This is a genomic window from Bradyrhizobium sp. CB2312 (assembly GCF_029714425.1).
Classification (GTDB): Bacteria; Pseudomonadota; Alphaproteobacteria; order Rhizobiales; family Xanthobacteraceae; genus Bradyrhizobium.
The window spans coordinates 7,859,592-7,881,576 of sequence record NZ_CP121668.1 but is presented as its reverse complement, the minus strand read 5'-3'; the positions used below and the strand labels follow the sequence as shown (position 1 = coordinate 7,881,576).

The 21,985-nt window shown below is 65.4% G+C and carries 19 protein-coding genes and 1 tRNA gene; 13 read left to right on the top strand and 7 right to left on the bottom strand.

Annotated features, from left to right (window positions below; translation table 11 throughout):
* Positions 1–17: 17 nt before the first annotated feature.
* Positions 18–93, bottom strand: a tRNA-Ile gene (locus QA642_RS38195).
* Positions 94–433: 340 nt separating this feature from the next.
* Positions 434–1,408, bottom strand: coding sequence for a tripartite tricarboxylate transporter substrate binding protein (locus QA642_RS38190; RefSeq protein WP_283081522.1), 975 nt, complete (start codon positions 1,406–1,408; stop codon positions 434–436).
* 106 nt (positions 1,409–1,514) lie between these two features.
* Here QA642_RS38190 and QA642_RS38185 point away from each other — a divergent pair, with 106 nt between their 5' ends.
* On the top strand, positions 1,515–2,477 hold the full coding sequence (locus QA642_RS38185) for a TAXI family TRAP transporter solute-binding subunit (RefSeq protein ID WP_283081521.1): 963 nt from the start codon (positions 1,515–1,517) through the stop codon (positions 2,475–2,477).
* 128 nt (positions 2,478–2,605) lie between these two features.
* Here the strand turns inward: QA642_RS38185 and QA642_RS38180 are convergent, their stop codons facing one another.
* On the bottom strand, positions 2,606–3,820 hold the full coding sequence (locus QA642_RS38180; RefSeq protein WP_283081520.1) for an ABC transporter substrate-binding protein: 1,215 nt from the start codon (positions 3,818–3,820) through the stop codon (positions 2,606–2,608).
* Between the two features lie 99 nt (positions 3,821–3,919).
* On the bottom strand, positions 3,920–4,813 hold the full coding sequence (locus QA642_RS38175; protein WP_283081519.1) for a helix-turn-helix transcriptional regulator: 894 nt from the start codon (positions 4,811–4,813) through the stop codon (positions 3,920–3,922).
* 395 nt (positions 4,814–5,208) lie between these two features.
* On the opposite strand from QA642_RS38175, the gene QA642_RS38170 reads away from it, so the two are divergent.
* From QA642_RS38170 to QA642_RS38155, 4 genes are read left to right on the top strand one after another with little or no spacing between them, the layout of a single operon-like run.
* Positions 5,209–6,036, top strand: coding sequence for a substrate-binding domain-containing protein (locus QA642_RS38170; RefSeq protein ID WP_283081518.1), 828 nt, complete (start codon positions 5,209–5,211; stop codon positions 6,034–6,036).
* A 54-nt stretch (positions 6,037–6,090) separates the two neighbouring features.
* Positions 6,091–7,197: a molybdopterin-binding protein gene (locus QA642_RS38165; RefSeq protein WP_283081517.1), complete on the top strand. Its 1,107-nt coding sequence runs from the start codon at positions 6,091–6,093 to the stop codon at positions 7,195–7,197.
* A gap of 13 nt (positions 7,198–7,210) precedes the next feature.
* Positions 7,211–9,160 carry a molybdopterin biosynthesis protein gene (locus QA642_RS38160; protein WP_283081516.1) on the top strand — a complete coding sequence of 650 codons (1,950 nt, stop codon included), beginning with the start codon at positions 7,211–7,213 and terminating at the stop codon, positions 9,158–9,160.
* 44 nt (positions 9,161–9,204) lie between these two features.
* On the top strand, positions 9,205–10,335 hold the full coding sequence (locus QA642_RS38155; RefSeq protein ID WP_283081515.1) for an FAD-dependent monooxygenase: 1,131 nt from the start codon (positions 9,205–9,207) through the stop codon (positions 10,333–10,335).
* Here the strand turns inward: QA642_RS38155 and QA642_RS38150 are convergent.
* Positions 10,302–10,547 (bottom strand): hypothetical protein, encoded by a 246-nt coding sequence (locus QA642_RS38150; RefSeq protein WP_283081514.1) that lies wholly within the window; start codon positions 10,545–10,547, stop codon positions 10,302–10,304. The two genes, QA642_RS38155 and QA642_RS38150, sit on opposite strands and share 34 nt — an antisense overlap.
* Before the next feature lie 111 nt (positions 10,548–10,658).
* Between QA642_RS38150 and QA642_RS38145 the strand changes: the two genes are divergently transcribed.
* Positions 10,659–10,958 carry a hypothetical protein gene (locus tag QA642_RS38145; RefSeq protein ID WP_283081513.1) on the top strand — a complete coding sequence of 100 codons (300 nt, stop codon included), beginning with the start codon at positions 10,659–10,661 and terminating at the stop codon, positions 10,956–10,958.
* Positions 10,959–10,964: 6 nt separating this feature from the next.
* Here the strand turns inward: QA642_RS38145 and mobA are convergent, their stop codons facing one another.
* Both mobA and fdhD read right to left on the bottom strand, forming a co-directional pair.
* Entirely contained in the window at positions 10,965–11,606 is a 642-nt protein-coding gene (mobA, locus tag QA642_RS38140; RefSeq protein WP_283081512.1) for a molybdenum cofactor guanylyltransferase MobA, read from the bottom strand.
* The gene (gene fdhD, locus QA642_RS38135; protein ID WP_283081511.1) at positions 11,587–12,477 is read right to left on the bottom strand and encodes a formate dehydrogenase accessory sulfurtransferase FdhD; all 891 of its coding nucleotides are present in this window, start codon (positions 12,475–12,477) and stop codon (positions 11,587–11,589) included. The genes mobA and fdhD overlap by 20 nt, the downstream gene beginning before the upstream one ends.
* A 207-nt stretch (positions 12,478–12,684) precedes the next feature.
* Here fdhD and mobB point away from each other — a divergent pair, with 207 nt between their 5' ends.
* The 7 genes from mobB (at position 12,685) to fdhF (ending at position 21,850) form a co-directional block, all read left to right on the top strand.
* Entirely contained in the window at positions 12,685–13,212 is a 528-nt protein-coding gene (gene mobB / locus QA642_RS38130) for a molybdopterin-guanine dinucleotide biosynthesis protein B (protein ID WP_283081510.1), read from the top strand.
* Positions 13,213–13,221: 9 nt separating this feature from the next.
* The gene (gene glp, locus QA642_RS38125) at positions 13,222–14,478 is read left to right on the top strand and encodes a gephyrin-like molybdotransferase Glp (RefSeq protein ID WP_283081509.1); all 1,257 of its coding nucleotides are present in this window, start codon (positions 13,222–13,224) and stop codon (positions 14,476–14,478) included.
* A gap of 45 nt (positions 14,479–14,523) precedes the next feature.
* The gene (locus tag QA642_RS38120) at positions 14,524–14,787 is read left to right on the top strand and encodes a sulfurtransferase TusA family protein (protein ID WP_283081508.1); all 264 of its coding nucleotides are present in this window, start codon (positions 14,524–14,526) and stop codon (positions 14,785–14,787) included.
* 316 nt (positions 14,788–15,103) lie between these two features.
* Positions 15,104–16,759 carry an OFA family MFS transporter gene (locus tag QA642_RS38115; protein WP_283081507.1) on the top strand — a complete coding sequence of 552 codons (1,656 nt, stop codon included), beginning with the start codon at positions 15,104–15,106 and terminating at the stop codon, positions 16,757–16,759.
* Between the two features lie 90 nt (positions 16,760–16,849).
* Complete coding sequence (locus QA642_RS38110; protein WP_283081506.1) at positions 16,850–17,125, top strand: hypothetical protein; 276 nt, start codon at positions 16,850–16,852, stop codon at positions 17,123–17,125.
* Between the two features lie 250 nt (positions 17,126–17,375).
* Positions 17,376–19,085: an NADH-ubiquinone oxidoreductase-F iron-sulfur binding region domain-containing protein gene (locus QA642_RS38105; RefSeq protein ID WP_283081505.1), complete on the top strand. Its 1,710-nt coding sequence runs from the start codon at positions 17,376–17,378 to the stop codon at positions 19,083–19,085.
* Positions 19,082–21,850, top strand: a complete 2,769-nt coding sequence (fdhF, locus tag QA642_RS38100) for a formate dehydrogenase subunit alpha (RefSeq protein ID WP_283081504.1) — start codon at positions 19,082–19,084, stop codon at positions 21,848–21,850. Before QA642_RS38105 ends, fdhF begins: the two co-directional genes overlap by 4 nt.
* Positions 21,851–21,985: the final 135 nt, after the last annotated feature.

The window sequence follows — 21,985 nt, the reverse complement described above, 5'->3', positions numbered from 1 at the left end:
TAAGTCACTGATTTCATTGGTGGGCCCGGCAGGACTCGAACCTGCAACCAGACCGTTATGAGCGGCCGGCTCTAACCATTGAGCTACAGGCCCCGCCGCGGGACGGCCCCGCGCGAACGCGTGGCCGGCAACGGTGCGCGGTTCGTTTACAGGGATGGAGGCGGGGGTGCAATGCTGGCGGCCGCGGTCGGGAGCGCCGGCATAGCCTGGCCAAGCATTTCGAAATTACCGAAATCAACGATGATGCCCTTATGCGCCTGTTTTGCCCGACGAGTCAAACGGGTTTTTCGTGGGCCTACTCGCTCGATCTTGTAACCCATTGCAATCACGTGAGTTTTCTACTGTGCATGGGGTTGTTTTCGCTTTTTGATGGAAGGGGCCTTGCGGCCCCTCCAATGGCTGCTTGCGAGCTGCAAGCTCGCCGCTAGGCCGCCTAGTCCACCGAGACCCCGGCGAACTCCACCACCTTGCGCCACTTCTCGGTCTCGTCCGCGACCAGCTTGCCGAACTCGGCCGGCGCCATTGGCTTCGGGATGCCGCCGTTCTCGGTCAGGCGCGCGATCACCTTCGGGTCCTTCAGCGCTTCGCCGACGGCCTTGTTGAGGATCTCGATCACCTCGCTCGGCGTGCCCTTCGGCGCGGAGATGCCGTAGAAGCCGACCGATTCGAAGCCGGGCACGGTCTCGGCGATCGCCGGCACGTCAGGCACGGTCGGCCAGCGCTGCGGCGAGGTCACGCCGAGCGCGCGGACATTGCCGCCGCGCGACTGCTCGAGTGCGGAGGGGAGGTTGTCGAAGATCAGCTGCACCTTGTTGGAGATGATGTCGGGGAAGGCGATCGCCGAGCCCCGATAGGGCACGTGGATCATGTCGCACTTGGTCATCGCCTTGAACAGCTCGGCCGACATGTGCACCGAGGTGCCGTTGCCCGACGAGGCATAGGAGATTTTTCCGGGATTGGCCTTGCAGTAGTCGATGAACTCCTGGACCGTCGTCGCCGGAAACGCGTTGGAGACCACCAGCATGTTGGTGAGCTGCATGATGCTCGCCACCGGCACGGTATCGCGCAGGAAGTCGTAAGGCAGCTTCTTGTAGAGTGAGGTCGAGATCGCGTTGTTGGGCGCGACGAACAGCAGCGTGTAGCCGTCGGCCGGGGCGTTGATCGCAGCCGCAGCTGCGATGTTGCCGCCGGAGCCGGCGCGGTTCTCGACGATGAATTGCTGGCCGAGGCGATCCGACAGCGCCTGCGCCATGATCCGCGCCACGATGTCGACCGGGCCGCCGGCGGCAAAGCCGATCATCCAGTGCACGGGGCGGTCGGGATAGGCGGCTGCGGCGGGAGGGGAGGCGCTGAAAAGACCAAACAGGACTGCAAGCCCGAAAACACCGTTACGCAAAATTCGCAACATGACGCCTCCCATTGTTCTATTGTCGTTACGGGGCATGCTTTCACAAAAACGGGCCGCTGCCTACATCGCCGCAAGTCGGTGTTGACGCAGGCCGCCGGGACTGACCATGAGATTCGCAATTCTCCTTCTCGCAGCGGTGCTGCCCTTCACCCCCGCCGCTGCTCAAACCGGAGGCAAGGCCATTCCGACCACGACACTCAGCCTCGGCACCGCGACGCCCGGCGGCGGCTTCCCGCTCTATGGCAATGCCTTTGCCGAGGTGATGAACGCGGCCGATCCGCAAATCACCATCACGCCGCGCAACACCAAAGGCAGCAACGAGAACATTCCGCTGCTGGAGAAGGGCGAGCTCGATCTCGCTTTGGTCGCGGGCGAGCCGGCCTATGAGGCCTTTGCCGGCATCGGCCGTGTGCCCGTGCGGCTGAAGATCCTCACCGCGATCTATTCCAACCCCGGCATGTTCGTGGTGCGGGCCGACAGTCCCTACAAGAACATCCGCGATCTCGTCGGCCAGCCCGTCGCGTTCGGCGCAAAAGGCTCGGGCCTGCCGATCCTGGCGCGCTACGTGCTCGACGGCCTCGGCCTGAAGCAGGATGAGGATTTCAAGGCCATCTATCTCGACCGCGCCGGCGACGGCCCCGCGATGGTCGAGGACGGCCGCGTTGCCGCGCTCTGGGGCGCCGGCATCGGCTGGCCGGGCTTCGCCGCGGTTGCCTCGAGCGCGTCAGGCGCGCGCTTCATCGCGCCGAGCACTGAAGAGATCGCGCGCATCCGCGCCAAGCATGCGTTCCTGAAGCCGCTGACCGTGCCGGCCGGCTCCTATCCCAAGCAGAGCGAGCCGATCGCCTCGCTCGGCTCCTGGAGTTTCGTCCTCACGCGCGAGGACCTGCCCGACGATGTCGCCTATCGACTGGCGAAGACCCTGCATGGCGTCGAGGCCACCTTCTGCAAGCAGCTCGCGCAGGCCTGCGAGACCACGGCGTCGAACACGGTCGCGGCCGCGCCGAAGGCGGAGCTGATCCATCCGGGCGTGATGAAGTACTTTCGCGAGATCGGGGTGGTGAAATAGGACGCGGCCACGCCCGCCACCGTCATGGCCGGGCTCGACCCGGCCATCCACGCGTCACCGCGATTGAGGAAAGACGTGGATGCCCGGGTCAAGCCCGGGCATGACGAGTTGTGTGTTTCGCTACACCGTCACTTCTTCACCAGCGCGCACGCCGGGTCCGGCGGCCCGAACGCCTTCTCGCCGGAGATGGTCGTGAGGATCTTGTAATAGTCCCACGGATACTTGCTCTCCTCCGGCGTCTTCACCTGCACCAGCCAGAGATCGTGCACCATCAGATTGTCCTCGCGGATCCTGCCGTTGCGGGCAAAGAAATCCTCGACCGGCTTCTCGCGCATCTTCGCCGCGACCTTGAGCGGATCGTCGGTGCCGGCGTCCTTGATGGCGTTGAGATAGTGGATCACGCTCGAATAGACGCCGGCCTGCCACATCGACGGCATCTTGTTCATCTTGGCGAAATAGCGTTTCGACCATTCGCGGGTCTTGTCGTCCATGTCCCAATAGAACGACGTCGTCAGGAGCAGGCCTTGCGCGGCCTGCAGGCCGAGGCCGTGGATGTCGGTGATCAGCGCCAGCAGCGCCGCCATCTGCTGGCCGCCCTTGAACACGCCGAACTCCGAGCCGGTCTTGATCTCGTTCATGTTGTTGGGCGGGCCTGCCGCAATGCCGATGATCTTGGCCTTGGAGGCCTGCGCCTGCAGCACGAAGGAGGAGAGGTCGGGCGTTGCCAGCGGCGGCTTCACCGAGCCCAGCACCTTGCCACCATTAGCGGTGATGACGCTGGAAGCATCGCGTTCGAGGGAGTGACCGAAGGCGTAGTCGTCGGTGATGAAGAACCAGCTGTCGCCGCCGCGCTTCACCACCGCATCCGCGGTGCCGACCGCGAGCGCGCGGGTGTCGAACACCCACTGCATCGCGTAAGGCGAGCAGAACTTGCCGTGGAAATCCGCGGTGCCGGTGGAGTGGGTGATGAACAGCTTCTTCTTCTCGTTGGCGATGTTCTGCACCGCGAGGCCGACGGCGGAGACCGGCACGTCGACGATCAGATCGACCTGGTCGACGTCGTACCAGCGCCGCGCGAGCGAAGCACCGATGTCGGCCTTGAGCTGGTGGTCGCCGATCACGATGCTGATCGGCTTGCCGAGCACGGTGCCGCCAAAATCGTCGATCGCCATCTGCGCCGCGGTCACCGATCCCTGGCCGGTCGGCGCCGAGGCGGGGCCGTTCATGTCGGTGAGCACGCCGATCTTGACGACGTTGTCGGACACCTGCGCCATTGCGGCACCCGGCACTAGCGCTGCCACCAAGGCGGCCGCGACCGGCAGTCCAAATCTCGCTGGGTTCACGCTTGTCCTCCCCTGATCCGGCACGTTGGCCGGTGTTGCCCCGGGTATGGCCCGGCTGAATTGGTTTCTTTTGCAACTATTAGGGGGCGGGCGTCAATGTCAGGCTGCGAAGCGGATCTGTCCTGCGGGCGAGGGATCATAGCCGGTCAGCTCCTCGGCGCGCTGGCGCAGCCGCCGCTCGTTCAGGAACCGGATCAGAGCCTGCATGGCGGGGCGGAAATAGCTGCGCTGCCGCATCGCAAGATCGAAATTCTCCCAGACCAGCGGCACGAAATCGAGCCCGGCCGAGCGCGCCGCCGCCCGCGTCGCGACGCCGCAATCGGCCTGTCCCGCGCGCACGATCTCGGCGAGGTCCGGACCCGTCAGGGCCGGCGTCTCGACCCGGTGCAAATCCCGCGTCGAGGCGCCGGCGCGCTTCAACAGCACGTCGAGCAGCATCTGCGCGCCCGTGCCCTGTTGCCGCATCGCCATCCTGGCGCCGAGCGCGAGCACGTCGGAGAGGCCGCGCAGCCGCTTCGGGTTGCCCGGCGACAGCACGAGCCCCTGCTCGCGGCGCACGAACGCGACCAGCACCGCATCATGCAGGTCCGGCGCATCACGCAGCGCCGTCGCACTGGCGTCGGCGGCAAGATTGCCGTCGGCGTCGAGGCTGTGGAAGTGCACCGCGGCCGCCATCACCTCGTCGCGCTGCAAGCGCTCGAGCCCGCGCGCGCTGCCCTCGCTCATCGATCCCAGGCCCGAGCCGGATTCGCGCAGGCTCCAATCCAGCAGCTCGTCCTGGCTGCCGCCCACGACCGGCGGCGGCTCCGCGATCAGCATGCCGGCGGGACGCGCGAGGCCGGACAGCACCCAGAGGTCGAGCTCGTGCCGCGGGAAGAGCCACTTGCCGGTCACCTTGGTGCACGGGATCGCGCCGTTGGTGACGAGTTCGTAGAGCTTGCGTTCGCCGAGCCGGAGATAGTCGGCGGCTTCGCTGGTCGTCAGGAATTCCATCCTGCATTCCTATGCAAATTCTTACTTCTTTTTGACGTTCGACGCAGGTGGAATTCTGCATTTCAATTTGTGTTCATCGGAACCATGCACGATGATCTCGTTGCTTTGCAACACATCCGCGCGCGCGATTTTTGCTTTGGTGAACGATCCTGTTGCACGCACATGGTGCGAGGGTTGCGATCGCGATCGAGATGAGCGTCGCAGCGTTGCCGAACTTTCCCGAATGTCGCGCCTTTGAACGGTTTGCGCCGGCGCGGCGAAGTCTGCTGCTGGTGGTGGTCAGATGTCGGCTCTATCTGTCGTTGTCGAGACCCGGGCCGCGGAATGGCAATGCGTCACGAGTGCGGCGCAATCGATCATCATCATGACCGCGTCATATCCGAGGGAACCCGTCCATGGCCGTTCGCCGCCTCTCCGCTCTGCTTGCGCTTCTCTGCGGCCTTGCCGTTGCGGCGTCATCCGCGGAGGACCGCTCGATCGTGCTGGCGACGACCGCATCGACACAGGAGTCCGGCCTGCTCGACTATCTCCTGCCGATCTTTCGCGACAAGACCGGCATCGACGTCACCGTGATCGCGCGGCGCGCCGACGAGGTGCTCGAGGGCGCACGTCGGGGCGAAGCCGACGCGGTGCTGATGCATGCGCGACCGCAAGAGGAGAAATTCGTCGCCGACGGTTTTGCATCGAAGCGCTACGACGTGATGTACAATGACTATCTGCTGATCGGGCCGAAGAGCGATCCCGCCGGCGTGAAGGGCAAGGACATCGCGACCGCGCTGAAGGCGATCGAGGCCAAGGGCGCGCCGTTCGTGACGCGCGGAGATCGCTCGGGCACCCACGCAGCCGAGCTCGCGCTCTGGATCATCGCCGGCATCGACATCGCAAGCGCCAAGGGCGCCTGGTATCGCGAGGCGAGGCAGGGCATGAACGCGGCGCTCGAGGCCGCGCGCGCCGCGAATGCCTATGTGCTGTCCGATCGCGGCAGCTGGATCGCCTTCAAGGAGCGCGGCGATCTCGACATTGTCGTCGAAGGCGACAAGCGGCTGCTCAACCAGTACGGCGTGATGCTGGTCAATCCCGAGAAGTTTCCCGACGTGAAGAAGGAGCTGGGGCAGACCTTCGTCGACTGGCTGACCTCGCCGGAGGGGCAGGCCGCGATCGCCGGCTACAAGGTCGACGGACAGCAGCTGTTCTTTCCGAATGCGGACAGGTCGGGCGGCTGATGTCCGGATCGTCAGCGGTTGCCAAACCGGGCGATGCATGGTCCATCATGGCGCATGACCCAGCGCCTGCCGCCCTCGCTCACATCGCTCGACGTCGCGCTCGCCGCGTTGCTGCGCGGTGTTGATCCGCTTGCGCCGGTGGAATTGCCGCTGACCGAAGCGGTCGGCTGCATCGCGGCGGGCACTCCGCTGCTCCCAGCCTATCCGTCTCACGACGTCGCCGCCACAGACGGCTGGGCGCTATGCGCCAACGATCTCGTCGGCGCGTCCGCCTATTCGCCACTGCCTCTGGCAACGGCCCCCGCTTGGGTCGAGGCCGGTGATGCAATGCCTGGGGGATGCGACTGCGTGCTCGATGCCGATGCGGTCGAGGTGTCGGGGCCGCTGGTTCAGGTGCTGGCCGAGGGCGTGCCGGGGCAAGGCGTCAGGCGTGCCGGCAGCGATGTCGCGGACCGCACGCCCGACGGGAGACAGGGACATTCGGTCAATGTGGCTGATCTGCTCATCGCGCGCATCGCGGGCTTGGAAAAGCTCAGCGTGCGGCGCCCGCGGCTGCGCATCGTCAATGTGCCGGGCGCAACGGCAACGGCGCATATGATCGCCGGGATCGCGCGAGCAGCGGGACTGGACGTGACGACGTTCGAGGCCGACGCGCGCGATCAGGCATCGATTGCCGCTGCGCTCGATACCTCCTCCTGCGATGTGATGGTGACCATCGGTGGCAGCGGGGTCGGCCGCCTGGATGCCGCCATCGTGGCGCTGGCCCAGCGCGGCGATGTGCTCGCCCATGGCCTCGCGCTCCAACCCGGACGCACCGCCGCCGTGGCGCGGCTTGGCAAGGTTCCCGCAGTGGCCCTGCCGGGATCGCCAGATCATGCGCTCGCGGGCTGGCTCGCGCTGGTGCTTCCGCTGGTCGATCGTCTGGCGGCGCGCCAGCCGCGCCGGCAGGTGACCTTGCCGCTCGCGCAAAAAATTGCATCCAGCGTCGGCATCGCCGAGATCGCGCTGCTGGTTGAGGAACATAAGACATGGATGCCGATTGCGGTCGGCGAGTGGCCGCTCCAGGCGATCGCCCGTGCGGGTGCATGGCTGCTCATTCCCGGCAGCCACGAAGGATTTGCAGCGGGCGCGCCGGTCGATGCTTATCTGATGCGGGAGTGATATGGATTCCGGCATGACGATGATCCCGCAATCGCCAGACCGCAGCGCGCTCGAACAGGAGCAGTTCCTCAAGATCCTCTCGCGCGAGGAGGCGCTGGCGCGCTTCGAGGCGGCGCTGTTCCCGCGTGCGCTTCCGAATGAGGTGTGCAAGCTCGATGCTGCGCTCGGCACGGCACTCGCCGAAGACGTTACGGCACCGATCGATGTGCCGCCGTTCGACCGCTCCAATGTCGACGGCTTTGCCGTGCGCTCGTCCGACCTCTCCGCTGCCGGCGAAGGAGCACCCGTTCGCCTTGCGCTGAACGGCGAGACCATCCATTGCGGCACCGCACCGGCGCTGCAAGTTGCTGTGGGAACCGCAACGGCGATCGCGACCGGTGGTCCGCTGCCGCGCGGCGCCGACGCCGTCGTCATGGTCGAGCATACCCAGCCGGCCGGCTCGGATGCGATCGACATCCGCCGCGCGACGTCTCCTGGCCAATTCGTCTCCTATGCAGGCTCGGACATCGCGCGCGGCGAGGCGCTGCTGCGCGCCGGGACGATCATCGGCTCGCGCGAGATCGGCATGCTCGCGGCCTGCGGCATCGCCGAGGTGAAAGTCGCGCGCAAGCCGCGCGTTGCCGTGATCTCCACCGGCGACGAGCTGGTGCAGCCCGGCGAAGCGCTGGCGCCGGCCGCGATCTACGACACCAACGGTGCGATTGTTACCGCGGCGATCAACGAGAATGGCGGTGAGGCCGTCTTCCTCGGCGCCATTCCCGACGATGAGGCAAAGCTCGAAGCCGCCATGCGCAGCGCGCTGGCGGACGCCGACATGCTGGTGCTCTCGGGTGGCACGTCGAAAGGCGCCGGCGACCTTTCCCATCATATCATCGGCCGGCTTGGCGCGCCCGGCATCATCGCGCACGGCGTTGCGCTCAAGCCGGGCAAGCCGCTGTGCCTCGCGGTGTGCGAGGGCAAGCCGGTGGTGATCCTGCCGGGCTTTCCGACCTCGGCGATGTTCACCTTCCACGACATGATCGTGCCCGTCCTCCGAAAAATGGCCGGCCTGCCGCCGCGCGCCGATGCCAAGGTGAATGCGACGGTGCCGGTGCGCATCGCGTCCGAACTCGGCCGCACCGAATTCGTCATGGTCTCGCTGGTCGAGGGCAAGGACGGCCTGATCGCCTATCCCTCCGGCAAGGGCTCGGGTGCGATCACGTCCTTCGCGCAGGCCGACGGCTTCCTGCGCATCGATGCGCTGGCCGACCAGATGCGGGCAGGGACCGAGGCCGAGGTGACGCTGTTCACGCCGCATGTGCGCGTGCCAGATCTCGTCATCGTTGGCAGTCACTGCACCGGCCTCGATCTCGTGACGGCACAGCTCGCGCATGCCGGCCTCACCGTCCGCTCGATCGCGGTCGGCAGTCTCGGCGGGCTTGCGGCGGCGAAGCGCGGCGAATGCGATCTCGCGCCGATCCATCTGTTCGACGACAAGAGTGAGACCTACAACACGCCTTATCTTGCCGATGGGCTCGAGCTCGTGCCGGGCTGGCGGCGGATGCAGGGCATCGTCTTCCGCAAGGGCGACGAGCGTTTCGAGGGCCTCGGTGCGAAGGAGGCTGTCGCCGCTGCGCTCGCTGACTCTGCCTGCATCATGGTCAACCGCAACCAGGGCGCCGGCACGCGCATCCTGATCGACCGCCTGCTCGGCGGCGCGCGTCCCGAAGGCTACTGGAACCAGCCGCGCTCGCACAACGCCGTGGCCGCGGCCGTCGCGCAGCACCGCGCCGACTGGGGCATGACCATTGCGCCGGTCGCCCATGCGGTCGGCCTCGGTTTCATTCCATTCGCGGAAGAGCATTATGACTTCGCGCTGGTGACGGCGCGCAAGCAGCGGCCGGCGGTGCAGGCTTTTCTCGATGCGCTCGGCTCGGACGAGGCGCTTGCGGCGCTAGAGCACGCGGGCTTCCGGCCCGCGTAGACGACAACGCGGCGCTCAAGCCGCGCGGCAGGGTGGGGGACGCGATGGCTAGGCCGCTTTCGGTTGCGATCGTCGGTGCCGGCATGGGCGGGCTCGCGACAGCCGCGGCGCTCAGGCGCGTCGGCGTCGACGTCATGGTCTACGAGCAAGCCTCGCAATTTGCCCGCATCGGCGCCGGCATCCAGATCGGCTGCAACGCGATGAAGGTGCTGCGCGCACTGGGGCTCGAGCAACGGATGCGCAGCCAGTCGTTCTACCCACGCTCCTGGAATAATCGCGACTGGAAGAGTGGCGACATCAAATTCGACATGATCTTTGGCGAGAGCGCGGAGGAGAAGTTCGGCGCGCCCTATCTGCTCGCCCATCGCGGCGATTTGCATGCCGCGCTGGCGAGCGTGGTGCCGGATGAATTTATAAGGCTCAACCACAAGCTCGTCGGCCTCGACGAGACCGGTGAGGGCGTCCGGCTCACCTTTGCCGATGGCGCCAGCGCCGTTGCCGATGCCGTCGTCGGCGCCGACGGCGTGCATTCGACAGTACGCGATATCCTGTTCGATACCGCACCGGTCAGGTTCACCGGCCGCATCGCCTATCGCACCACCTATCCAGCGGCGCTGCTCGGCGGCGAGACAATCGACGACTGCACCAAATGGTGGGGCAAAGACCGCCACATCGTGATCTATTACGTCAAGCCTGATCGCAGCGAGGTCTATCTCGTCACCAGCCAGCCCGAGCCGGACTTCCGCATCGAGTCCTGGTCTGCCAAGGGTGACGTGCGCGATCTGCGCGCCTCATTCGAAGGCTTTCATCCGCAGGTCGGACAAGTGCTCGCGGCGTGCCCCGACGTGCACAAATGGGCGGTCATGGACCGCGACGCGCTGGAGCGCTGGGCTGACGGTAAGGTGACGCTGCTCGGCGATGCCTGTCATCCTATGACGCCTTATATGGCACAGGGCGCGGCGATGGCGATCGAGGACGCCGCCGTGCTGTCGCGCTGCCTCGACGGTGTCGACCGAGACGGCGTCGCGGACGCATTCCGCCGCTTCGAGGCGACGCGCAAGGAACGCACGACACGGGTGCAGGAAACCTCGCGCGCCAACATCTGGCTGAGAGAGCGGACCGATACGAGTTGGGTCTACGGCTACGACGCCTTGTCGGTGCCGCTGGCGGCTTGAGCGGTGTGCTCTCTTGCGCGTTCCTGCTCCTCGGCCTCGGCGAGCGCGCGCTGGGCGGCAGGTGGCAGTGGCTTCGGGTCAGGCGGGACGTCTACGATCTGATCGCTGCCCGTGGCCTGTCCGCTCAGTCGCTTCGTGCGATCGATCGCGACCGAGAGATCAAACACGAAATCGACGACTTCGAAGACGGCAGTCAGAAGAGAGATGACCATGGCTGATCCGGAGGCATGTCCCGATCAGTAGTCGCTTCCAGCCTCGGTACGGTTCGATCGTCCCATGAACGCCAACGGCCGCCGCCGCGACCAAGGAGCATGAGCCAAGCCATGACCGCGCCCACACCCCTTAATTTCCGCAAGATCGCCGCGCTCGTCGCTGCTGCTGGGACGTTGTTCTGGCTCTACACCTTCTATTTCATCGCCCATGTCCCCCAGGGCGACGGCACCGGCTTTCAATGGCTCGCGGTGTTTCCGCTCGGCATGATCTTTGGGCTGTTCTTCCTGCCGGTTTGGCTGCTGGTTGCGATGAACTGGCTGCCGCGGTTTACCACGCTCGTAGCTATCTGCGGCCTGATCGCCTTCGCGATCATCTGGGCGCAGCTGCTCAACGAGTTTCCAAAGTCGTAAGGTGGCTCAAGCTGCGTCATCCAGCGCCGCCAGCCGCTCGGCCTCGGCAATGTCGTCGACCGTGTTGGCATTGAAGAACGGATCGAGCGGCTCGGCTGGCCACGTCACCGTCGCGAGCGGATAGCGCGCGGTCCAGCGGTCGATCTTGCGGAGGTCCTCGACGACCAGTGCGTGGCGCAGCTCGTTGCGCAAGGCGACGCGCCACAATCCGATCACCGGATGCGACTGATCGCCGGATGCCGCGACCGCGAGCTGGGCGTTCTCCCGTGTTCGCACTTCGTGCAGGCGCGCGACGAGATCGCGCGGCAGGAACGGACAGTCGCCGGCGGCGCTGAGCACCCACTCGATGCCAGGACGGTTCGCCGCGGTCCAGTCGAGCGCAGCCAAAATGCCGGCGAGCGGACCGGGGAAGCCGGGCACGTCGTCGGCGACCACCTGCAAGCCGAACGCTGCGAAGCGCGCGGGATCGCCGTTGGCGTTCAGGATCAATCCGCTGCACTGAGGCGAAAGGCGCGCGATCACGCGCTCCAGAATGGTGCGGCCGCCGATGGTGCGCATCGGCTTGTCGCCGCCGCCCATGCGCCGTGCCAGGCCGCCGGCGAGCAGCACGCCTTGCGTCGCGGGAATGCTAATCGTCACCACCTTCACCCTTGCGCTTGTGCTTGGCCGACTCCTCCTCGACGTAAGCGAGGTTCTGGTCGTAGACGATCCGCTTTTCGCCCGCGAGCACGATGAAGCGCTTGCCGCGGGTGCGGCCGACCAGAGTCAGGCCGACCTGCCGTGCGAGATCGACGCCCCAGGCGGTGAAGCCGGAGCGCGACACCAGGATCGGAATGCCCATCCGCACGGTCTTGATCACCATCTCCGAGGTAAGGCGTCCCGTGGTGTAGAGGATCTTGTCGCTGGCATCGACGCCGTGGCGGTACATCCAGCCGGCGATCTTGTCGACGGCGTTGTGGCGGCCGACATCCTCGGTGTAGCAGAGCGGGGTGCCCTCCTTGCACAGCACGCAGCCGTGGATCGCGCCGGCCTCGAGATAAAGCGAGGGCATGGTGTTGATGGTCTGCGTCATCTGGTAGAGCCAGGAAGTACGCAGCTCGGCCTTTGGCAGCGCGACGCTCTCGACGGCCTCCAACAGATCGCCGAAGGCCGTGCCCTGCGCGCAGCCCGAAGTCTGCGTGCGCTTCTTCAGCTTGGCTTCGAAATTGGTGTGGTGCTCGGTGCGCACCACGACCACCTGGAGGTCGTCGTCGTATTCGACCTCGGTGACGGCGTCACTATATTTCAGCATGTTCTGGTTCAGCAGGTAGCCGAGCGCCAGATATTCCGGATAGTCGCCGATCGTCATCATGGTGACGATCTCCTGGGCGTTCAAATAGAGCGTCAGCGGCCGTTCCATCGGCACCTTGATCTCGACCCTGGCGCCGGTCTGGTCGGTCCCGGTCACGCTCTGGGTCAGGCGCGGGTCGTCCGGATTGGGGACGATCAGGGGCACCGGGGCTTTGTCGATCTTCATCATGGCCGTGACGTTAGCATGACATTCGGGTCAAGCCGATATAAGCATGGCGGGGAATGGGCAAAATGCCTCCGCTCGTCATTGCGAGCGCAGCGAAGCAATCCAGAACTTTTCCGCGGCAGCAGTCTGGATTGCTTCGCTCCGCTCGCAATGACGGGGAGGGGACGGTGGTTCCATCGGCTGGCGAGCCGTTGGCGGAGATTGGACGGTATGAAAGTCATCGGCCTTGCAGGCTGGAGCGGTGCGGGCAAGACCACGCTGTTGACGCGGCTGATCCCGCATTTCAACGCGCAGGGCCTGCGTGTCTCCGTCATCAAGCACGCGCATCACCAGTTCGACGTCGATGTGCCCGGCAAGGATTCCTGGCGGCATCGCGAGGCGGGCGCGGCCGAGGTGCTGGTGGCCTCCTCAAACCGCTGGGCCCTGATGCACGAGTTGCGCGGTGCAGCGGAGCCGCGGCTGCCGGAACTATTGGGCAAGCTGTCGGCCGTCGATCTCGTCGTGGTCGAAGGCTTCAAGCGCGAGCCGCATCGCAAGATCGAGGTGCACCGCGCCGCCAACGGCAAGCCGCTGCTGTTTCCCGACGATCCCGGCATTGCCGGGATCGCGACCGATGTCGCGATTGACACGCGGCTGCCGACTGTCCATCTCGATGATATCGAGGCTGCCGCGGCACTGATGCTGCGGGCGGCGATGCCGGTCGAGGAAGCGGTGGCAAAAAGCGCTGCGACGCGCTGACGAGGCACCATGGCGCAACTGTCTGACGATTGCTTTGCCTTCGGCGGACCGATGATGTCGGTCGACGAGGCCGTTGGCCTGATCACGACCCGTGTCAACGCGATCACTGATCTCGAAACGGTCGCGCTTGTCGATGCGGATGGCCGCGTGCTGGCGCGGGATATCGCAGCGCCGCTGCCGCTGCCGCCGTTCACCAACTCCGCCGTTGACGGTTACGCCGTACGCAATGCCGATCTTCCGCAAAGTGCGGAGCAGGCGTTGCCGCTCGATGGCCGCATCCAGGCCGGTGGGGCTGCGGATGCGCCGATCAAACCGGGCCATACCGCGCGCATCTTCACGGGCGCGCCGATGCCGCCGGGCGCCGAAACCGTCTTCATGCAGGAAGATGTCCGCATCGATGCATCAGGCAAGATCGTGCTGCCGGCGGGATTGAAGCCCGGCGCGAATGTACGTCCTGCGGGCGAGGATATCCCTCAAGGACAGATCGCGCTGCGCGCCGGCCAGCGCTTGCGGCCGCAGCATGTCGCGCTTGCCGCGGCGTTCGGCCTGACCAAGCTCGACGTGATCAGGCGCATCCGCGTCGCGGTGTTCTCGACCGGCGACGAACTGGCCTCGCCCGGCGAGCCGCGCGCCGCCTCGCAGCTGTTCGATTCCAACCGTTTCATGCTGATGGCGATGCTGCGCCGGCTCGGCTGCGAGGTCAGCGATCTCGGCATCGTGCGCGATGAACGGACTTCGCTCGCGAATGGTTTGAAGCAGGTTGCGGGTGAGCATGACTTAATCCTCACCACCGGCGGCGTCTCGACCGGCGAGGAGGACCACGTCAAGGCGGCGGTGGAGAGCATCGGCTCGCTGGTGTTGTGGCGGATGGCGATCAAGCCCGGACGGCCCGTGGCGATGGGCATCATCGAGGGCACGCCGCTGATTGGTCTACCCGGCAATCCCGTCGCGAGCTTCGTCACCTTCGTCCATGTGGTGCGGCCGACCGTGCTGGCGCTCGCCGGCAGCCTGCCCGAGCCGCTGTCGCCGATCCCCGTGCGCGCCGCGTTCACCTACAAGAAGAAGATCGGCCGCCGCGAATATGTTCGCGCGACCTTGCGGCGCGGAGAGGATGGCGCGCTGGAGGCAGTCAAGTTCCCGCGCGAGGGCGCCGGCCTGTTGTCGTCGCTGGTCGAGACCGACGGTCTCATCGAGCTCGGCGAGGACGTCATTCGTGTCGAGCCCGGCCAGAGCGTGGGTTTCCTGCCCTATGCGGATCTGCTCTGACGCCCCTTCGTTGACGCCAACGCTTCGCCCCGCCATGTTGCGCCCATGACCAGAACGACGCTTGATCTCACCGGCTTGAAATGCCCGCTGCCTGCCTTGAAAACGCGCAAGGCGCTGAAGCCGTTACAGCCGGGCGATCAGCTCGAAGTGCACTGCACCGATCCGTTGTCGGTGATTGACATTCCGAACCTGATCCGCGAGACGGGCGACACGGTGGAGATCACCGAGCGCAACGACGCGCGCATCGTGTTCTTGATAGAAAAAGCGAATGGTCCGATAGCAGACGTCAATGGTGCGCTGCGTTCTTGAGCACGTTACCGCGCTGATACCGACCTTTTGTCTATCGACATCAATCACGGCTTCTGCCCCAATTGACAATGTCCGTGCAGGCGCGGAGGTTGAGTCTTGTCTGCGATACGCGGATCAATGGGCCACACGAAGCTTGCACGTCGTATCGGCATAGCGCCCCGCTCGCGGGGTTAACTTTTCGGATGCGCGCGACGATCCTGGCGCGCGTCGGATGATTTTGCGGAGCAGCAGGGACAATTGGCTGCGCTGCAACGGGCTGAGAAAACAGGATCGCAGCGGCAGGGTGCTCAGAAGGGCAACTGCAGGGGAGGACTACATGACAACAATCGAGAGCGCCGGAACACTATCGGGCGCCGGCGGGGGCTTTCTGGATCGCGAGCGGACCATCGCGACTGCCGGCTTCAATCGCTGGCTGGTGCCGCCCGCTGCGCTGTGCATCCATCTCTGCATCGGCATGGCCTACGGCTTCTCGGTGTTCTGGCTGCCGTTGTCGCGCGCGATCGGATTGACCGCGCCGAAGACCTGCGGGGACATTTCGCTGTTTCAGGAGCTGTTCACGACCAGCTGCGACTGGAAGGTCGCCAGCATGGGGTGGATGTACACGCTGTTCTTCGTGCTGCTCGGGATCGCGGCGGCGGTCTGGGGCGGCTGGTTGGAGCGGGTGGGTCCGCGCAAGGCCGGTTTCGTCTCGGCGCTGTGCTGGTGCGGCGGCCTCTTCCTCGGCGCGATCGGCGTCTACACCCATCAGCTCTGGCTGTTGTGGCTGGGTTCGGGTGTGATCGGCGGCATCGGTCTCGGCCTCGGCTACATCTCGCCGGTGTCGACGCTGGTGAAGTGGTTTCCGGACCGCCGCGGCATGGCGACCGGCATGGCCATCATGGGCTTCGGCGGCGGCGCCATGATCGGTGCGCCGCTGGCGAACCTTCTGATGAACTATTTCAAGAGCCCGACCTCCGTCGGCGTCTGGGAAACCTTCGTCGCGATGGGCGTCATCTACTTCGTGTTCATGATGATCGGCGCGTTCCGCTATCGCCTGCCGCCGCCCGGCTGGCAGCCGGAGGGCTGGACCCCGCCGACCAAGGCGAACGCGATGATCTCGAAGAACAACGTCCATCTCAACGACGCGCACAAGACGCCGCAGTTCTGGCTGATCTGGTGGGTGCTCTGTCTTAACGTGTCGGCGGGTATCGGCGTGATCGGCATGGCCTCGCCGATGCTGCAGGAGATCTTCGCCGGCAAGCTGATCGGCCTGCCGGATGTGGGCTTCAACGCGCTCGACGCCGGCCAGAAGGCGCAGATCGCCGCGATCGCCGCGGGCTTTGCCGGATTGCTGTCGCTGTTCAACATCGGCGGCCGCTTCTTCTGGGCGTCGCTGTCGGACAAGATCGGACGCAAGAACACCTACTACACGTTCTTCATCCTCGGCATCGTGCTCTACGCGCTGGCGCCGACCTTCGCGGCGATGGGCTCGAAGCTCCTCTTCGTGCTCGGCTTCGGCATCATCCTGTCGATGTATGGCGGCGGCTTCGCCACCGTGCCGGCTTACCTCGCCGACATGTTCGGTACCCAGTTTGTCGGCGCCATCCATGGCCGGCTGCTGACGGCGTGGTCGACCGCCGGAATCATCGGCCCGGTCGTGGTGAACTACATCCGCGAGTTCCAGCTCGCAGCCGGCGTGCCGCGGGACCAGCTCTACAACACGACGATGTACATCCTGTGCGCGATGCTGATCGCGGGCCTGATCTGTAACTACCTGGTCAAGCCGGTCGATGCGAAGTGGCACATGAAAGAGGCCGACGTTGCCAAGCTGCAGGCGGCCAGCGCCAGCGCGGCCGCCGCGGGGCCGCACGGCTCCTACGGTATCGGCTTTGGCGGGCTTGATGCCAAGGCGGCGCTGTTCTGGGCCTTCGTCGGCATTCCCCTGCTCTGGGGTGTCTGGAAGACGCTGGAAAGCGCGGTCAAGATCTTCTGATCGCCGTCGAGACTGCTGCGGGATGTTCATCCGCATCCCGCAGCGTTCGCCTTTTAGACATCACCAGGAATGGGACTTAGGGGGACCTCAATGCTTCGCACCCGTATCTGCCTCGCTGCCATGCTGCTGGCCGCGGGCCTCCACACCGCGTCGGCACAGACAGCGACCGCGCCCGCTGCCCCGGCCGCGACGACCGAAGCCAAGCCGGGCAAGATCAAGCTCACCATGCAGAAGCTGAAGGACATGAAGGCGAAGTGGTCCGCCAACAAGCCGAAGCTGAAGGCCTGCCGCGGCGAGGTGAAGTCGAAGGGCCTGATCGGCGACGATCGCTGGTTCTACATCGAAGACTGCATGAACAAGACCTGAGCCAAGGTTCCCGCGAACAGTTTGCGTAAGGGGGCGCGGCAGGGCGGCTGTCCGCCCCCTAAATGACTATAGACACGTTCTAAATTCACTTGGCACCTGGTATACCAGAGGCTAGAGTTGCCTGGAATGAGGCCTGATCCGCGGGATGCGGGCGACGCGGTTCCCGAGTGTCAGGTCTGAAAATGAGGGCGGATCGCGAGGGCGATGCCGCCTGAGGTCATCGCGCTTTTGAGGAGAACGCGACGTTTCCATGAGCAGCAACGACGACGTTCACAAGGTCAGGGAATTCGAGCATCCGGGCGAGGGGCGCCGACGCGCCAAGGCCACGCCCAAGGGCCGGCAGGTCGATCCGACCGCCGCGCACGAGATCGAGCAGCTTCTCGGCGATCGCCCGCGGCGGCGCGATCTCCTGATCGAATATCTCCACCTGATCCAGGACAAATATCACCAGATCTCGGCCGCGCATCTTGCAGCGCTCGCCGATGAGATGAAGCTCGCCTTTGCCGAAGTGTTCGAGACCGCGACCTTCTACGCGCATTTCGACGTGGTGAAGGAAGGCGAGCCGAACGTTCCGCCGCTGACGATCCGTGTCTGCGACTCGCTGACCTGCGCGATGCTCGGCGGCGAAAAGTTGCTCGCGGATTTGCAAGATGCCTCGGGTCCCGGCATCCGCGTCGTGCGCGCGCCCTGCGTCGGCCGCTGCGATACCGCGCCGGCGGCTGAGGTCGGCCACAACTTCGTCGATCATGCGACCGTCGCCAATGTGATGGCGGCCGCGAAGGCCGATGACACCCACGCGCATTTGCCTGATTATATCGACTATGACGCCTATGTCGCCGGCGGCGGGTACAAGCTGCTCAATCGCGTGCGCTCCGGCGAATTGTCGAAGGACGATCTGCTGAAGGCGCTCGACGACGCCTCGCTGCGCGGCCTCGGCGGCGCCGGCTTCCCCACCGGGCGCAAATGGCGCGCGGTGCTGGGTGAGCCCGGTCCGCGGCTGATGGCGATCAACGGCGACGAGGGCGAGCCCGGCACGTTCAAGGACCGCTATTATCTCGAAACCGATCCGCACCGCTTCATCGAGGGCATGCTGATCGGCGCGCATGTGGTGCAGGCGTCCGACGTCTACATCTATCTGCGTGACGAATATCCGGCCTCGCGCGAGATTTTGGAGCGCGAGATCGCAAAGCTTCCGCCGGGTGGCCCGACGCTGCACATGCGCCGCGGCGCCGGTGCCTACATCTGCGGCGAGGAATCCTCGCTGCTGGAAAGCATCGAGGGCAAGCGCGGCCTGCCCAGGCACAAGCCGCCCTATCCGTTCCAGGTCGGCCTGTTCGGCCTGCCGACGCTGATCAACAATATCGAGACGCTGTGGTGGGTACGCGACATCGTCGAGAAGGGTGCCGACTGGTGGAAGGGCCATGGCCGCCATGAGCGGCACGGCCTGCGCAGCTTCTCGGTCTCGGGCCGCGTGAAAAATCCCGGCATGAAGCTCGCGCCCGCGGGCATCACCGTGCGCGAGCTGATCGACGAATATTGCGGCGGCATGGCCGACGGCCATCAGTTCTATGCGTACCTGCCGGGCGGCGCCTCCGGCGGCATCCTGCCGGCGTCGATGGACGACATTCCGCTCGATTTCGGCACGCTGGAAAAATACGGCTGCTTCATCGGCTCGGCCGCGATCGTGATCCTGTCGCAGAAGGACAGCGTGCGCGCGGCAGCATTGAACCTGATGAAGTTCTTCGAGGACGAGAGCTGCGGCCAGTGCACGCCATGCCGGGTCGGAACCCAGAAGGCGGCGCTGCTGATGCAGAAGCCGGTCTGGAACCGTGCTCTGCTGGAAGAATTGAGCCAGGCGATGCGCGATGCCTCGATCTGCGGGCTCGGACAGGCGGCATCGAATCCGCTCAGCTCCGTGATCAAGTATTTCCCTGACGAGTTCAAGGAAGCGGCCGAATGACGAAAATTACGTTCGAGCTCGACGGCAAGCAGGTCGAGGCCAAGCCCGGCGAGACCATCTGGCAGGTCGCAAAACGCCAGGGCCGCGACATCCCGCATCTCTGCTATTCGCCGGCGCCCGACTATCGCCCCGACGGCAATTGCCGCGCCTGCATGGTCGAGATCGAGGGCGAGCGCGTGCTGGCTGCGTCGTGCAAGCGCACGCCGTCGGTCGGCATGAAGGTGAAGACCGAATCCGCGCGCGCAACGGCTGCGCAGAAGATGGTGATGGAGCTGCTGGTCGCCGACCAGCCGGCGCGCGAGACCAGCCACGATCCGGATTCGAAGTTCTGGCACTGGGCCGAGACCACGGGCGTTACCGAAAGCCGCTTCCCCGCCGCCGAGCGCTGGGAGACCGATGCCAGCCATCCGGCGATGCGCGTCAATCTCGATGCCTGCATTCAGTGCGGCCTGTGCGTGCGCGCCTGCCGCGAGGTCCAGGTCAACGACGTCATCGGCATGGCTTATCGTAATCACGATTCCAAAATCGTGTTCGACTTCGACGATCCCATGGGCGAGTCCACCTGCGTCGCCTGCGGCGAATGCGTGCAGGCCTGCCCGACCGGCGCGCTGATGCCGGCCGTGATGCTGGACGACAAGCAGACCCGCGTCACCTACGCCGACCGGAAGGTGGATTCGCTCTGCCCGTTCTGCGGCGTCGGCTGTCAGGTCACCTATGAGGTCAAGGACGAGAAGGTGATCTATGCGGAAGGGCGCGATGGCCCGGCCAATCACAACCGTCTTTGTGTGAAGGGCCGCTTCGGCTTCGACTACATCCACCATCCGCATCGCCTGACCAAGCCGCTGGTGCGGCTGCCGAATGCGAAGAAGGATTCCAACGACCAGGTCGATCCCGCCAATCCCTTCACGCATTTCCGCGAGGCGAGCTGGGAAGAGGCGCTCGACATCGCCGCCAAGGGCCTCGTCAAGATCCGCGACGAGAAGGGCGTGAAGGCGCTGGCCGGCTTCGGCTCGGCCAAGGGCTCGAACGAAGAGGCCTATCTGTTCCAGAAGCTGGTGCGCACCGGCTTTGGTTCGAACAATGTCGACCATTGCACGCGTCTGTGCCACGCCTCGTCGGTGGCGGCGCTGTTCGAGGGCCTGAGCTCGGGCGCGGTGTCGGCGCCGTTCTCGGCGGCGATGGATGCCGAGGTGATCTGGGTGATCGGCGCCAACCCGACCGTGAACCATCCGGTCGCCGCGACCTTCATCAAGAACGCCGTCAAGCAGAACGGCGCAAAGCTGTTCGTGATGGATCCGCGCCGGCAGACGCTGTCGCGCCATGCGACCAAGCATCTGCAGTTCAAGCCCGGCTCCGACGTTGCCATGCTGAACGCGATGATCAACACGATCATCACCGAGGGCCTGACCGACGACCAGTACATCGCCGGCTACACCGAGGGGTTCGAGGACCTCAAGGAGAAGATCAAGGAGTTCACGCCGGAGAAGATGGAGCCGATCTGCGGCATCCCGGCGCAGACGCTGCGCGAGGCCGCGCGCACCTATGCGCGGGCAAAATCGTCGATCATCTTCTGGGGCATGGGCATCAGCCAGCACGTTCACGGTACCGACAATGCACGCTGCCTGATTGCGCTCGCGCTGATCACCGGTCAGGTCGGCCGTCCCGGCACCGGCCTGCATCCGCTGCGCGGCCAGAACAACGTGCAAGGAGCGTCCGACGCGGGCCTGATCCCGATGTTCCTGCCGGACTATCAGCCGGTCGGCCGCGACGACATGCGCGGCGCGTTCGAGAAGCTGTGGGGCCAGGATCTCGATCCCGTCCGCGGCCTGACCGTGGTCGAGATCATGAACGCGATCCACGCCGGCGAGATCACGGGCATGTATATCGAGGGCGAGAACCCCGCGATGTCCGATCCCGATCTCCAGCACGCGCGACAGGCGCTCGCGATGCTCGATCATCTCGTGGTGCAGGATCTCTTCGTCACCGAGACTGCGTTCCACGCCGACGTCATCCTGCCGGCCTCGGCCTTCGCCGAGAAGGAGGGCTCCTTCACCAACACTGATCGCCGCGTGCAGCTCGCGCGTCAGGTGATCAAGCCGCCGGGCGACGCGCGGCAGGATCTCTGGATCATCCAGGAGATCGGCAAGCGGATGGGCCTGCCGTGGAATTATTCGGGCGCCGGTGACGTCTATACCGAGATGGCGGAGCTGATGCCGTCGCTCAAGAACATCAGCTGGGAACGGCTGGTGCGCGAAGGCGCCGTCACCTATCCGGCCGACGATCCGAACAAGCCCGGCAACGAGATCATCTTCACCACGGGCTTCCCGACCGCGAGCGGCCGCGGCAAGATCGTGCCGGCCAAGGTCATCCCGCCGGATGAATTGCCCGACGCCGAATATCCGATGGTGCTCTCGACCGGCCGCGTGCTGGAGCACTGGCACACCGGCTCGATGACGCGCCGTGCCCAGGTGCTCGATCAGATCGAGCCGGAGGCAGTGGCGTTCATGTCGCCAAAGGACATGCGCAGGAAGAAGCTCGCGCCGGGCGATTTCATTCGCCTCGAGACCCGCCGCGGTGCCGTCGAGGTCAAGGTCCGCTCCGACCGCGACGTGCCGGAGAACATGGTGTTCATGCCGTTCTGCTATGCCGAGGCGGCCGCGAACCTCTTGACCAACCCGGCGCTCGATCCGTTCGGCAAGATCCCCGAGTTCAAGTTCTGCGCGGCAAGAGCCGAGCGCGCCGAGATGCGGGACGCGGCGGAGTAGGGTTTCTCTCGGCGGAGTTCATAGCGCGCCAAACTCCGCTGTCATGCCCCGCGAAGGCGGGGCATCCAGTACGCCGCGGCCCATCGATTGAGCGATAACCGGCTCGGAGTACTGGATCGCCCGGTCAAGCCGGGC